The sequence below is a fragment of the Paenibacillus xylanexedens genome (assembly GCF_007680605.1).
Classification (GTDB): Bacteria; Bacillota; Bacilli; order Paenibacillales; family Paenibacillaceae; genus Paenibacillus; species Paenibacillus xylanexedens_B.
The window spans coordinates 791,358-805,913 of the sequence record NZ_VEIO01000001.1 but is presented as its reverse complement, the minus strand read 5'-3'; the positions used below and the strand labels follow the sequence as shown (position 1 = coordinate 805,913).

Here is a 14,556-nt window from a genome sequence, read left to right as displayed (position 1 = left end):
GTTATCTCCCTTCTACGCCTACTCGCATCATTTTAATTTGTTCGTTCACTTGCTGGATATAAGCGTTGTAACGCAATTGATTATCCGCCAGAAGACTCATCTCTCGATCAATGTCCACATTATTCTGGTTGTTATTCATGGAAGTGGACTGGTCCATATTAACTACTGGTGTTGGTACTAAAGAGGAAGGACCTATGACAAAATGCCTTGGATCCGTTACTTTCCCTTTAAGAACAGGTAAATCACCGCTCATCTGATCCTGTAACATTTCTTCGAAAGAAACGTCTGATCGCTTGAAATACGGGGTATCGGCGTTCGCTACGTTATCAGCTATCGTTCGTTGTCTCATGTTCGACGCATCGAGCGCACCTTGTAATCTTTTAAAGCTAATATCGTTTAAAAGATTCACAATATCCCTCCTCTCATTAGTATATATGGAAAAAGATTGAATCTTTTCACGCGAAACGGCTGTTGTTTTTTCGACAAAAACATTCGTGTTTACACGGTTTTCTAGGACTTAAGTAGAATTAACTCTGATGTTGTCGTATAACATAAGTTTCTTCGAGTTTGGGATATATTACAATAAGAAAAAAGCCCTATCTTTTCTGAAAGAGAGGGCTTTTTGTGTATTTTCTGCAAAATATGATTTTTTTCGTAAATATTCAGTCCCAAATCAAAATTGTGTTAACAATCTGACAGCTTCTCCTTAAACATTCTTAAAATATAACTCAATTTCCCAGACAGTATTTCAATCTGAACACAGCCAAGTGTTCATTTCCACAATAGGATTTTTATTTGTTAAGTTTAGCATATATTACCGTCGTATTAGGGTTTTAAGCTTACAGCATACTGTATTTTTATGAATTCGACACTGTTTTATTGCTCATTATATATTTATAGATTCATTGGATTCATCATTTTTGACACAACACTTTCTTAACAATTGTATAAGTCACTACTATTTTATATTTAGAAACAATTGATGGCTTCTCGGTTTTCCACAAAACGACGTTTTGCGCATTTGCGCAAACTTTTCCAGTGGATTCGCTTAACAAAAGATCACATTTAAATAATTAAAATTCTTTTAATGGAAATACATGGTTGCATAAAAATAGGAATACCAACTAATCCGCTACCCTTTATACTGTTATCCATGCGGCCCAAGTCCTAGTTTCTAGCATAGATGATCGCCACCTCTCTATTATCGGTCCAATCATCAGAAAAGGTTAGACCATAATATAAAATAAGGGTACGTATCCATAAACACGACATCTAACACAGTATCCTCTGCATACAAAGCACAGAACATATTGATTAAATGTTCACTGTTCATGGTACATACCCCTGATTTTACTCCATATAACCATCATCTCATATGATACTACAAGCTATATTCATTACCCTTTGCACTTACTTAAAGGATGTACTGACTTAAATCTCGATCTGTCGCAATATCATGTAATTTTTCACGTACATACTCTGGTGTAATCACCATACGTTCCAACGTAAGCTCGGGAGCCTCGAAGGACAAGTCTTCCAGAAGTTTTTCCAATATAGTATGCAGACGGCGAGCCCCAATGTTTTCTGTGTTTTGGTTAACGGATTCCGCGAGCTTGGCAATCTCGCGTATTGCATCCTCCGAGAACTCAATCTCAATATCCTCTGTGCGCAATAAATCGACATATTGCTTCGTTAGCGCATTCTGAGGTTCCGTCAAAATGGAGACAAACTCCTCCAAGGTAAGACTGTTTAACTCTACACGAATGGGGAAGCGCCCCTGAAGCTCCGGAATCAGATCTGAAGGTTTAGCCACATGGAATGCGCCAGCCGCCATAAACAGAATATAATCCGTTTTGACAGGCCCATATTTGGTCATGACCGTTGATCCTTCAACAATCGGTAGAATGTCACGCTGAACGCCCTCACGGGAAACATCCGGTCCGCTTCCACGACCTTGACTGGCTACTTTATCAATCTCATCGATGAAAATAATGCCTGTCTGCTCTGCACGTCTTATGGACTCCTGAGTCACATCATCCATATCGATTAATTTGCCCGCTTCTTCTTGAATAAGCACTTTACGTGCTTCCTTAATAGCCAATTTACGTTTCTTCGTACGCCGCGGCAACAAACTGCCAAACATCTCCTGCATGTTCATGCCCATCTGATCATTACCCTGGCCAGCAAACATATCCATCATGTTCGGCGTATTGTCCTCTACATCGATCTCAATGATGTCATCTTCCAGTTTACCAGACAACAGATCGAATTTGATTTTACGACGACGCTCAGCAACGTTTGCATCGGGTTCAGGTTCGTCCTGATCCTGAGAGGCATTTCCATTCCCGTTGTTCCCAAAGATCATTTCAAACGGATTACGCTGATTTTTAGACTTGGACTGAGAAGGAGCCAAAATATGTACAATGCGCTCGTTAGCAGCTTCTTCCGCTTTATCCTTCACTTGTTCAGTTCGTTCAAGCTTGACCATACGCAGGGATGTTTCAATCAGATCACGAACCATTGATTCCACATCACGTCCAACATATCCCACTTCGGTAAACTTGGTTGCCTCAACTTTGACAAAAGGCGCCCCTACCAGTTTTGCAAGACGACGCGCAATTTCCGTTTTACCGACGCCTGTAGGTCCAATCATCAGTATATTTTTAGGTACAATATCATCCTGTGTATGTTCTGGCAAAAGACTACGTCGATAGCGATTACGAAGGGCTACTGCCACTGATTTCTTCGCCTGTTTTTGACCTACGATATATTTATCCAGTTCGGTAACAATCTGTCTTGGCGTTAAAGCTTGAGAATTCATAATGCTTCCCTCCTACAAGTATGTTGACGTCAATTCAGCCACAAGAGCAAAGAATCTCCTTAGCGTAAACCGGAGCAGATGTAGCATCTTGTTCCTGTACGGGAGATTTCTTTGTTCCTACAATTCTTCGACGATAATATTACTATTCGTGTACACACACAGCTCGGAAGCCACTTGAAGAGACTCACGCGCAATATCTTTCGCTTCCATCTGTCCAGCGTGACGTTTCAGCGCCCGCGCAGCGGATAAAGCAAAATTACCACCTGAACCGATCGCAATGATATCATCATCCGGTTCGATAATCTCCCCGCCACCCGAAATAAGCAACATTCCTGTTTTGTCCATCACAATCAACAAGGCTTCGAGCTTCCGCAGTATGCGATCCTGCCGCCAATCCTTTGCAAGTTCAACCGCCGCCCGTTGCAGATTGCCATGGTGCTCTTCCAGTTTACCTTCGAATTTTTCAAACAGTGTAATTGCATCAGCTACAGAACCGGCAAAGCCAGCAACAACTTGTCCACGATATAAGCGTCTTACTTTTTTGGCTGTGTTCTTCATAACAACGCTCTGGCCCATCGTTACCTGACCATCGCCCGCAATCGCCGCCTTGCCATTATGACGGACAGCACAGATCGTTGTCGCATGAAATGACATATCCATGATATCAGCTCCCCCACGAATAATTTATACGCGTTCCGGAACGGTTAGACCTTCTGAAGCAATAAACTTGGCGATACCATCCAGGGCACGATTAGCAAGTGCTTCATTTTTTTCTTTTTTGTTACGGATTCTAGTTTCCAATTTCGGTAACAAACCGAAGTTAGCATTCATTGGCTGGAAGTGCTTGAAATCCGCTGTTGTAATATATTGGGCCATGCTACCTAGTGTCGTTTCTACCGGCAGTACAACAAGTTCTTGTCCTAACGCCGCTTTAGCTGCATTCATACCGGCAATAAGACCCGATGCGGCAGATTCAACATAGCCTTCTACCCCTGTCATTTGGCCAGCAAAGAACAAATTAGGGCGCTCTTTGAATTGGTACGTTGGACGAAGCAGCTTCGGTGAGTTAATAAATGTATTCCGGTGCATGACACCGTAGCGCACAAACTCAGCATTCTCAAGACCCGGAATCAGTGAGAAAACACGTTTCTGTTCTCCCCACTTCAAGTGCGTTTGGAAACCTACCAGGTTATACAACGTTCCCGCTGCATTGTCCTGTCTAAGCTGTACTACAGCATGAGGCAATTCACCCGTATGCGGGTTAACCAGACCTACCGGCTTCATCGGTCCAAACAATGCTGTTTGTTTACCCCGTTTCATCATGACTTCAATCGGCATGCAACCTTCGAAATAGATTTCTTTTTCGAATTCTTTTAACTGAGCAACCTCTGCAGTAATAAGAGCCTCATAAAAGACATCAAACTCTTCTTCTGTCATTGGACAGTTGAGATAAGCCGCTTCTCCTTTATCATAACGAGAGGCAAGGTAAACCTTGTTCATATCAATGGAATCTTTTTCAATAATCGGAGCTGCAGCATCGTAAAAATAGAAGTATTCCTCACCCATCAACGCTTTAATCTGCTCGGACAATGCCGGCGAAGTCAGTGGTCCAGTCGCTACAACAACAATTCCGTCCTCTGGCAAAGAAGTAAGTTCTTCGTTCACCACTTCAATCAGCGGATGCTGATGCAATGTCGAAGTAATCTCACCCGAGAAGCCATCCCGGTCAACAGCCAATGCTCCTCCCGCCGGAACAGCATGTCGATCAGCCGCCCCGAGCACGAGCGAATTCAACATTCTCATCTCTTCTTTTAAAACGCCAACAGCATTCGCCAGTCCATTGGCACGCAGAGAGTTACTACATACGAGTTCTGCAAATTTATCCGTATGATGGGCCGGCGTTTTGACTACCGGTCTCATCTCATATAACTTCACTCGTACACCGCGACTGGCAATCTGCCATGCCGCTTCTGATCCAGCCAGTCCCGCTCCAATTACCGTTACTTGTTGTTCACTTGTCAAAATCATTTACCCCCATCATATGCTAATCCGTTGATTCATCTTCCGATTCTTCCACCGGCTCCTGATGATCACATGAAGTACACTGCAATCTTGTTCCCTTTTTGTTTCGCTTCTCAATCATTAACGATCCACAGCTCGGACAAGGTTTGGCGGAAGGTTTATCCCAAGATACAAAATCACATTCCGGATATTTGTCACAGCCATAGAATATACGTCCTTTTTTACTGCGGCGTTCCACGACATGCCCTTCTTTACACTTCGGACAAGTTACACCGATGTCTTTAATAATCGGTTTCGTATTGCGGCAGTCAGGGAATCCTGAGCATGCGAGGAACTTTCCGAAACGTCCCAGTTTATACACGAGCGGCTTGCCACATTTTTCACAGATCTCATCCGATACCTCGTCTTCGATCTCAATCTCTTTCATTTCTTCCTCAGCAAACTCCAGCCGTTTCTCGAAAGATTCATAGAATTCAGCCAACACTTTAACCCAATCTTCAGAGCCTTCCTCTACATGGTCGAGATCGCCTTCCATATTCGCGGTAAACTCCACATTCAGAATTTCCGGGAAAAACTCTTCCATCTGCTCAATGACCAGCTCTCCCAGCTCAGTCGGCATAAATTTCTTCTCTTCGATCGCAACATATCCGCGTTTCTGAATGGTCTCCAGTGTTGGCGCATATGTACTCGGTCTACCTATGCCGAGTTCTTCCAGGGTTTTAACCAACCGTGCTTCGGTATAACGTGGCGGCGGCTGCGTAAAGTGCTGTTTAGGCTCAATCTCCTGCTTCTCCAAGACATCTCCACTCTTGAGAGGAGGCAACAAACGATCTTCCTCGGTTGTACCATCGTCATTGCCTTCTACATACACTTTCATGAATCCCTGAAAGCGCACCTTGGAACCCGCGGCACGGAAGATTGTATCTCCTGCAGCGATGTCAACCGAAAGTGTATCCAGAATAGCCGAAGACATCTGACTTGCTACAAAACGTTCCCATATCAACTTGTATAAACGGAACTGATCACGGCTCATAAACGATTTAATCGAATCCGGATCACGCAAAATGGAAGTCGGACGAATTGCTTCGTGCGCATCCTGAGCGTTGGAAGCCTTTTTAGAATAATTCCGCGGGCTCTCTGGTGCAAACGTCTCACCATACTTGCCAATGATGTATTCTTTTGCTTCTTCCTGCGCGGAAACAGCGATACGAGTCGAGTCTGTACGCATATACGTAATGAGACCGACTGTGCCTTCTTTTCCAAGGTCCACGCCTTCATAAAGTTGCTGTGCAACCGACATCGTTTTGGAAGCCCTGAAATTAAGTTTACGTGCCGCCTCCTGCTGCAGTGAACTTGTCGTAAATGGCGCCGAAGGATTTCGAGTTCTCTCTTTCTCCTTCACTTCCTTGATTGTAAAATCAGCACCTTCGATCTGTTTCAAAATCGCTTGTACTTCCGCTTCACTGCCAAGCTCTGTTTTCGTTCCGTTCAACTTATGAAACTTTGCTTCAAACGGATTGCCATCTGCACTCAGTTTGGCTGTAATGCTCCAGTACTCTTCCGGTTCGAATTCGTCAATTTCATTCTCGCGATCCAAAATAATTTTGACGGCAACGGACTGAACTCGTCCTGCTGACAACCCTTTTTTCACTTTCTTCCATAATAGTGGACTAATCTTGTATCCAACGAGCCGATCCAGAATCCGTCTGGCTTGCTGTGCATTGACCAAATCCATATTTATTTTACGCGGTGTTTTGAATGCGTCCTTAACCGCTTGTTTGGTGATTTCATTAAATACAACTCGGCAATCAGCCGTGTCATCCAGTTCAAGTGCATGTGCCAAATGCCAGGCAATGGCTTCACCCTCACGATCCGGGTCGGCCGCGAGATACACTTTTTTTACCTTCTTGCGCGCATCCTTAAGTTCCTTCAATACTGAACCTTTGCCGCGGATCGTAATATATTTCGGATTAAAATCATTCTCTACCTCAACGCCGATCTGACTCTTTGGCAAATCGCGCACATGTCCCATCGAAGCTTTCACGATGAACTTGCTACCTAAATATTTGCCGATCGTCTTCGCCTTTGAGGGCGACTCCACGATTACGAGTGCATCCGCCATAGGCCCATCCTCCTCTCAGTCATGAAACTGTTTCTTGCTATATAAGTTGAATTTAAGATTTTACACTAAACACTTCGATGACAGAATAACCTTCCGATCGCTGTTATCCCCAGATTTTTTTATTCCTTTATTCAAGGTTAAAATCCGGTGATAAGCGTATGCTTCCGATGCAGCTTTCTTCCAGAAAGCTTTTAGGCGAACACTTCGTTTCTTCAGGTTTTTTCTGTCCTCTCCGTTGTTGTGTAAATTAAGCGTTCAAATTATATAGTTGAATACTTCACTTCATACTTCGTATTATATACTTCACATACTGCACAGGTTGCAGCATCGTCATACCCTCGCATACTTGGTTCCTGGTAATTGGCTAATCTGCTTTTTTATGATTAAAGATAACAGAACTGAATGTAAATGTCCAAAATCCCAACCCAACCGCTCTATCAATTGATCTAAAGACTGCTCTTCCTGCTCAAGTAAAATGATGATACGTCGTTCATCTGTAGAAAGTTCTGCCTTTGGAAATAAACCTTGTTCCGCATGTCCTGACATTTCTGCCGAACGTCCTCTATTGTAAGGAAGTTGTTCTGCATTTGGCAAGTCCAAACGATACTCTTCTAATAAATCAGCAGCACAAGTGACCAATTTGGCCCCCTGCCGTATTAAATTATGTGCCCCTCGACTCTTCGGCGAAGTAATCGGCCCTGGAACTGCAAATACATCTCTGCCTGCCTCGAGTGCTGCATCTGCGGTGATGAGAGAACCACTTCGTATATCCGCTTCTACAACGAGCGTTCCCAATGTTAATCCTGCGATAATCCGGTTTCGCTCGGGAAAAAGACCCTGACGAGCCCTGGTTCCCAGAGGGTACTCTGACAAAAGTAGGCCCGTTTCAGCAATTTGTTCCGCTAAGCTCGTATTCTCTGGTGGGTAGACCATGTCTACCCCCGTACCAAAAACGGCAATGGTTTTGCCTTCCACTCTTAAAACAGCTTCATGGCACACACGATCAATACCTCTGGCAAGTCCACTGACAATGGTTAACCCCGCAAGAGACAATTGCTCTGCAAGCTTTTCCCCAACCTTACGCCCGTAAACTGTAGGCATCCTTGTTCCTACCATCGCAATCGAAGGTTGATGTAATAACCGAGTATCTCCTCGAGTGTACATCACCCAGGGAGGCTGTGCGGTTTCCTTCATTAATATAGGATAATTTGAATCCAGATAAGTAATAACCTCGATCCCGCAATTATAAACCTGCTCTCTTCTGCTCTCAATCCAGCCGGCATTAAATTCTCTAGCCAAACGAGTCGCCTGATCCTTCCTCAGTCCAGCTTCAATCCAGTCTCCTTCCTCGTAATAAAGCAACTCCTGCAACGAGTGCTGACCTGTCATCAATTTTGCAACACTTTTCTTACCGATGCCTTCCATTTCGTAGAGTCCAAGCAAAATCCAGCGTTCTTCCATATTTCTGCCTCCTGTGAGAGGGCAAATTGCCCTCTAATTGTGTGATAAACAACGATAAATTGCAAACGTTAACATATTCTGCACACTAAAGCTCGCCCGCATTTTTCTAAAAAAACGCAAAAAAGCAACCCTTCGCCCTGTTTAAAGGACAAAAGGTTGCTTACCTTTACCGTCTCCTGAATCAACGGCTCCGAAAATGAGTCATTTCCGTGCTGTTTCTTCTATTATAACGGAATAGGATTAATGTGTCGTGCACAAATTCAAAATACCGCGTTCTTCGAGCACACTTACCAAAGTGGAGCCCATTTCCGCTGGTGTCGGAGCAACTTTAATACCGCATGATTCCAGCTTCGCAATTTTCTCTTTGGCTGTACCCTTACCGCCAGAGATAATCGCACCCGCATGACCCATACGTTTGCCTGGAGGCGCTGTAACACCACCGATGAATCCTACCACCGGTTTAGTCATGTTAGCTGCCACCCATTCTGCTGCATCCTCTTCCGCAGTACCGCCGATCTCACCAATCATGATCACAGCATGTGTCTGTGGATCTTCATTGAAACGTTTCAAGATATCGATGAACTCGGAGCCTTTAACCGGGTCTCCTCCGATACCTACCGCAGAAGATTGGCCAATACCACGAGTTGTGAGCTGATGAACAGCCTCATACGTCAGTGTTCCACTACGTGAAACGACACCAACATGCCCTGGCATATGAATGTATCCAGGCATAATGCCGATCTTACACTCGCCCGGTGTAATAACACCTGGACAGTTAGGCCCAATCAATACTGTATTTTTTCCGTCCATGAAACGGTCTACTTTGACCATATCCAGAACCGGAATACCTTCTGTAATACAAATGACCAAATCCAGTTCTGCATCAACAGCTTCCATAATGGAATCCGCTGCAAATGCAGGAGGAACATAGATGACGCTCGCTGTTGCGCCAGTAGCCTCCTTCGCTTCCTGCACCGTGTTGAATACCGGCAAGCTGACTACTGAACCGTCTTCCAGCGTGATGTCAACATTGGTTCCGCCTTTGCCTGGCGTAACACCGCCTACCATTTGGGTTCCGTAGTCCAATGCGCCCTTCGTGTGGAACATTCCCGTTGAACCCGTAATGCCTTGCGTAATGACTTTTGTATTTTTATCGATCAAAATACTCACGTTGCTTCACATCCTTACGGTTATTTTTCAATTCCCGGACAGCTCCGGTACGAAGGAATGAACCTATTTTACGAGGGCAACAATTTTCTGTGCTCCATCGGCCATGGAATCAGCAGGAACGATATTCAGGCCGGATTCACCCAAAATACGTTTGCCCAGTTCCACGTTAGTTCCTTCAAGACGAACAACCAGCGGTTTGGTCAGGCCAAGCTGCTTCGCTGCTTCAACAACACCGTTGGCAATGACATCACAACGCATAATACCACCGAAGATGTTAACAAAGATACCGGCTACTTTGGCATCGGACAGAATGATCTTGAATGCTTCCGTAACTTTCTCTGTTGTTGCACCGCCCCCAACATCAAGGAAGTTGGCCGGGTCTCCACCGTAATATTTGATGATGTCCATCGTAGCCATCGCAAGTCCCGCACCGTTAACCATACAGCCAATGTTGCCGTCAAGCGCTATGTAGCTGAGGTCGTATTTGGAAGCTTCGATTTCTTTTTCGTCTTCCTCATCCAAGTCACGAAGTTCTTGAATATCTTTGTGACGGAAGAGAGCGTTGGAGTCAAAGTTCAGCTTTGCATCCAGCGCGATAACGTTTCCATCTCCGGTAACAACCAGCGGGTTGATCTCGGCAATGGAGCAATCTTTTTCAACAAATGCCTTGTACAAGGCGAGCATGAACTTCACAGCTTTATTCACGAGTTCATTCGGAATTTTGATGCTGTAAGCCAGCTTGCGAGCCTGGAACACTTGCAATCCGATTGCAGGGTCAACAACCTCTTTGAAAATTTTCTCAGGTGTAGCTTCAGCTACTTCTTCGATCTCTGTTCCGCCTTCTTCGGAAGCCATCATGACTACACGTCCTGTAGCACGATCGACAACAACACCCACATAATATTCTTTGCGGATATCGCATCCTTCTTCAATCAAAAGACGTTTTACTTCTTTACCTTCTGGTCCTGTCTGATGGGTTACTAATACTTTGCCCAAAATTTCGGATGCATAGGCACGAACTTCCTCTGTGCTTTTTGCTACTTTCACGCCGCCGGCTTTACCCCGACCCCCTGCGTGAATTTGCGCTTTAACTACAGTCACCGGACTGCCCAGTGCCTCTGCGGCCGCAACCGCTTCATCGACTGTATAAGCAACCTTTCCGTTTGGAACGGTAACTCCATACTGTTTCAGTACTTCTTTTCCTTGATATTCATGGATATTCATTCTCGAATCCTCCTATCAACATGACTGCAACAAGGCGGGCTGGTAGACGAACAAAAGACATATGTTGACTATTTTCACTTAAACCCAATTCATTGTAACATGTTTTTAAAACGCTTTCCTTAAAAAAGTAATGGTTAATAGACAGCATTTTGATATGGATATGATCCCTTTTTGTGAATGCTTGGATATATATGGAAAAAAACCTTAACCGAGTAGGCTAAGGTTTTTCATCACATGGAGACTTTTATTATTATTTTTTAGCCACATTGATATTCGTTTCATGAACTTTCTCAAGCAAACCCTTAAACTGTCCAAGCAGTGTTTCAAACTCTGTGCTGTTCAAGCAAGCATCTCCCTGAATGGCTTCAGGTATGGATAATGCCTTATTCTTGAGTTCACGTCCCGCATCGGTTAGTGTAATCATCACTTTACGCTCGTCTTGTGCAGAGCGCTCACGATGGATGAACCCGGCTGATTGCAACCGTTTGAGAAGAGGCGTCAGCGTACCTGAGTCGAGGTACAGGGCTTCACCGATTTCCTTAACGGTACATTCCTGCCGCTCCCACAATACCATTAATACCAGATATTGAGAGTACGTTACACCAAGCACTTCCAAATAGGGCTGGTACAATTTTGTAATTTCACGTGAACAAGCGTATATGGCGAAGCATAATTGATTATCCAGCTTTAAACGGTCTGTCTGCATGTTGTCTGTCTCACCTGCCTAATGTACTTTAAATTGCATATCTTATTGGGTTAATCATCCTGCTTCGCCTTTATTAGCGGCGAATTTTAGTTTCCCCATTACTATCTTATCACAAAATAGATTAAAAAAAGAATAATTGAGCACAAATTATTTTACTTTCTTATTTAATCATGTTAAATTAAGTTGTATAAAATATAATTACAGGTGATCAAAGGGTGAATAACCCACTTATGCTAGGGCGATCATCAGAACAACCACAATACCAGAACAATTCAGGATCAGACAAACTTATCTCATAACCATTCACACCGGGTTGACGCTCTGATTCCTTTTATATAAAATGCTAGTAGAAGCTGAGGAAGCACCTTAATTCGAGACTGGCTCGCCCTGCGCGGAGCCTACTATTCGAGTGAGGTGTTTCTTTGTTATGTATGGAAAGCTATATAGCTCGTGTCTGTATGGAATTGACGGTGTATTAATTGAAGTTGAAACGGATTTATCTAATGGTTTACCTCTGACCTCCATTATCGGACTACCGGATTCGGCGGTCAGAGAAGCTGTGGAACGCGTTCGGGCGGCGATTAAAAACTGTGGATATCAGTATCCTTTGCAACGTATTACGATTAATTTGGCCCCGGCAGATCTTCGTAAGGAAGGCTCCTCCTTTGATCTTGCTATTGCCATTGCGTTACTTACAACCAGCGGTCAGCTTGTTCTTCCCCCGCAGGAACGCACTTTAGTTCTCGGGGAACTGGCACTGGATGGTTCAATCCGGCCCGTACCCGGGATATTGTCGATGGTTGATCTAGCCAAAAGACAAGGCTTTACTTCGGTTCTGCTCCCTTATGAGAACGTGGAGGAGGCACGTTTGATTCGTAGAATCGGGATTTATGGGCTTCAACATCTGAAGGACCTCGCTCGTGATCATACCTTTACATCCCAAGGTTTAAATGGCAACACATCCGGGGGAACAGCGAGTGCGGGGCCAATCATCTTAAAAGACTACAGTCACCTTCATTTCTCCGAACCTTCCAGTGCACGTTCCAGTCAAGGTAGAGAAATTTTCTCTTCCCCACATGAAGACTATAGTGATGTACTTGGACAGCATCATGTCAAGCGTGCACTAATGATTGCCGCTGCGGGCATGCATAATATCATGCTGGTTGGCCCACCTGGTACAGGCAAAACGATGCTGATTAAACGATTACCGACGATTTTACCCCCTTTATCGGAAGAAGAAGCACTTGAAGTAACTAAGGTGTTAAGTGCGGCAGGACATCTAAAAGAAGCACCTCAAGGACTGATTGCAGACAGACCCTTTCGGTCACCTCATCATACGATATCCACCTCCGGCTTGATTGGGGGCGGCGGCATTCCAAAGCCAGGCGAGGTCAGTCTCGCTCATCGCGGAATTTTGTTTCTGGATGAACTACCGGAGTTCCAGCGTCAGGTTCTTGAAGTACTAAGACAGCCGCTTGAAGATCAGACCGTTACGATCAGTAGGGCAAGAGCTGCGTTCACTTTTCCTGCACAATTCATGCTGGCCTGTTCAATGAACCCTTGTCCCTGCGGTTATCTGTCGGCTCAGGCGGAGGAACAGCGTTGTATCTGCAGTCCGGCTCGCGTTGCAGCGTACAGGGCAAAAATTTCGGGCCCACTGCTGGATCGTATCGATCTGCAAGTCGAAGTTCCCCCACCAGGAGATTGGCGTATGGCTGGCACTTCCCCTTCATCTGTCGAGATGCAAGCAAAAGTGATGGTCGCCCATTCCATTCAGGCCAAACGCTACCTAAACCGTTCAGTGCGCTGGAACAGTCAGCTCTCTGGCACATTTTTACGGAAGACCATACATCTACCTCGTGAAGCAGAGCAGTTGTTGGATCAAACGATACAGACGCTGAATCTGAGTATGCGTGCCCATGACCGAATTATGAAAATGGCACAAACTATTGCTGACTTGGATCATGAAGGTGAGATTGTGACAGCCCATGTCGCGGAAGCGATACAATATCGACAATTAGACTTGAGTTTATTTTAATACTAATATTCAGATGCTAAGCAAAGGCCGTATTTGAACTCTGCTTACATGTTAATGAAGAGTACCTATACGGCCTGGTTGGCATTATAAGCACATTCAAAAGGAGTCGGGAGTCGTGTTGAACAACCCTCGGACGCTTACTCGGATGTAGATTTAATGTTAACAATTAAAGAGTTTGGAAATCGATTTGAAGCAATGATGAAAAAAGCGAACTTGTCACACTATTCCGAAATAACTGATCCGCTTGATTGCCCGGCATTCAGACGTTATCCCGATCTCTATTGCAAAAAAAGACCACATGCATGTGGTCTCGAATGAAGTTCTTTTATTCAAATAACGTTAGCTTCTCCTTGGCAGGTGTACGCTCTTTCGCTGATGGGATGACATCGGGGTATCCCATATAGATCATTCCAATAATTTTTTCTCCCGCCTTGATACCTAGTGGCTTCCGAAATTTAGGTGCATATAAAAATGGTTTGGTCACCCAAAATGTGCCTATATTTTCGCTCCATGCTGCAAGCATAAAGTTCTGAACCATGGTGCTGACTGCGGCAAAATCCTCATCCCAGATCGCTTGTCTCGGGTCTTCCTCCAGCACAACCAGCAAAATAGCAGGCACCTGTTGCACACTCCCCGAAAACTTGTTATCCTCACCCATCTCGGCTTCAATGGCCTCTGCGAGCTTTTTGCGTCCTTTGCCATTGAACAACACAAATCTCCACGGCTCACGCAATTTATGGTTAGGTGCCCAAACGGCTGTATCCAGCAAATCGATGATTTGCTCCGTTGGAACAGGATCTTTCTTGAATTTTTTGACGGTGCGGCGATTCTCGATCGCATGGCGGACTTCGTTGATTGTCTTCGTCGTTTTACTCATGGGTCATGCCCCCCTCTCCTAATGGTACACAACAGGTTGCAATTTTTATTATACACCTCTATGTTAGCCAGATTCAAAGGATGGCAGATATGAGAGTTCCGGATCAAATAGAAAA

General features: G+C 44.6%; 11 protein-coding genes. 1 reads left to right on the top strand and 10 read right to left on the bottom strand.

Annotated features, from left to right (window positions below; translation table 11 throughout):
• Position 1: 1 nt before the first annotated feature.
• The 9 genes from flgB to FS818_RS03610 all read right to left on the bottom strand — a co-directional run bounded on the left by flgB (position 2) and on the right by FS818_RS03610 (position 11,526).
• Complete coding sequence (gene flgB, locus FS818_RS03650) at positions 2-409, bottom strand: flagellar basal body rod protein FlgB (RefSeq protein WP_090923877.1); 408 nt, start codon at positions 407-409, stop codon at positions 2-4.
• Between the two features lie 1,005 nt (positions 410-1,414).
• Positions 1,415-2,821 (bottom strand): ATP-dependent protease ATPase subunit HslU, encoded by a 1,407-nt coding sequence (hslU, locus tag FS818_RS03645; RefSeq protein WP_145329747.1) that lies wholly within the window; start codon positions 2,819-2,821, stop codon positions 1,415-1,417.
• Between the two features lie 117 nt (positions 2,822-2,938).
• Positions 2,939-3,481: an ATP-dependent protease subunit HslV gene (gene hslV, locus FS818_RS03640; protein WP_090923879.1), complete on the bottom strand. Its 543-nt coding sequence runs from the start codon at positions 3,479-3,481 to the stop codon at positions 2,939-2,941.
• Between the two features lie 24 nt (positions 3,482-3,505).
• A complete protein-coding gene (gene trmFO, locus FS818_RS03635) occupies positions 3,506-4,849 on the bottom strand; it encodes an FADH(2)-oxidizing methylenetetrahydrofolate--tRNA-(uracil(54)-C(5))-methyltransferase TrmFO (protein ID WP_397351708.1) in 1,344 nt (447 codons plus the stop codon).
• 16 nt (positions 4,850-4,865) lie between these two features.
• Positions 4,866-6,965, bottom strand: coding sequence for a type I DNA topoisomerase (gene topA, locus FS818_RS03630; RefSeq protein WP_145329743.1), 2,100 nt, complete (start codon positions 6,963-6,965; stop codon positions 4,866-4,868).
• A 330-nt stretch (positions 6,966-7,295) separates the two neighbouring features.
• Complete coding sequence (gene dprA, locus FS818_RS03625) at positions 7,296-8,426, bottom strand: DNA-processing protein DprA (RefSeq protein WP_145329741.1); 1,131 nt, start codon at positions 8,424-8,426, stop codon at positions 7,296-7,298.
• Between the two features lie 240 nt (positions 8,427-8,666).
• A complete protein-coding gene (sucD, locus tag FS818_RS03620; RefSeq protein ID WP_090923883.1) occupies positions 8,667-9,596 on the bottom strand; it encodes a succinate--CoA ligase subunit alpha in 930 nt (309 codons plus the stop codon).
• Between the two features lie 63 nt (positions 9,597-9,659).
• On the bottom strand, positions 9,660-10,820 hold the full coding sequence (gene sucC / locus FS818_RS03615) for an ADP-forming succinate--CoA ligase subunit beta (protein ID WP_145329739.1): 1,161 nt from the start codon (positions 10,818-10,820) through the stop codon (positions 9,660-9,662).
• Between the two features lie 250 nt (positions 10,821-11,070).
• Positions 11,071-11,526 carry a MarR family winged helix-turn-helix transcriptional regulator gene (locus tag FS818_RS03610; RefSeq protein WP_145329737.1) on the bottom strand — a complete coding sequence of 152 codons (456 nt, stop codon included), beginning with the start codon at positions 11,524-11,526 and terminating at the stop codon, positions 11,071-11,073.
• Positions 11,527-11,953: 427 nt separating this feature from the next.
• Between FS818_RS03610 and FS818_RS03605 the strand changes: the two genes are divergently transcribed.
• A complete protein-coding gene (locus FS818_RS03605) occupies positions 11,954-13,564 on the top strand; it encodes a YifB family Mg chelatase-like AAA ATPase (protein ID WP_145329735.1) in 1,611 nt (536 codons plus the stop codon).
• Positions 13,565-13,889: 325 nt separating this feature from the next.
• Here the strand turns inward: FS818_RS03605 and FS818_RS03600 are convergent, their stop codons facing one another.
• Entirely contained in the window at positions 13,890-14,441 is a 552-nt protein-coding gene (locus FS818_RS03600; protein ID WP_145329733.1) for a nitroreductase family protein, read from the bottom strand.
• Positions 14,442-14,556 lie beyond the last annotated feature (115 nt).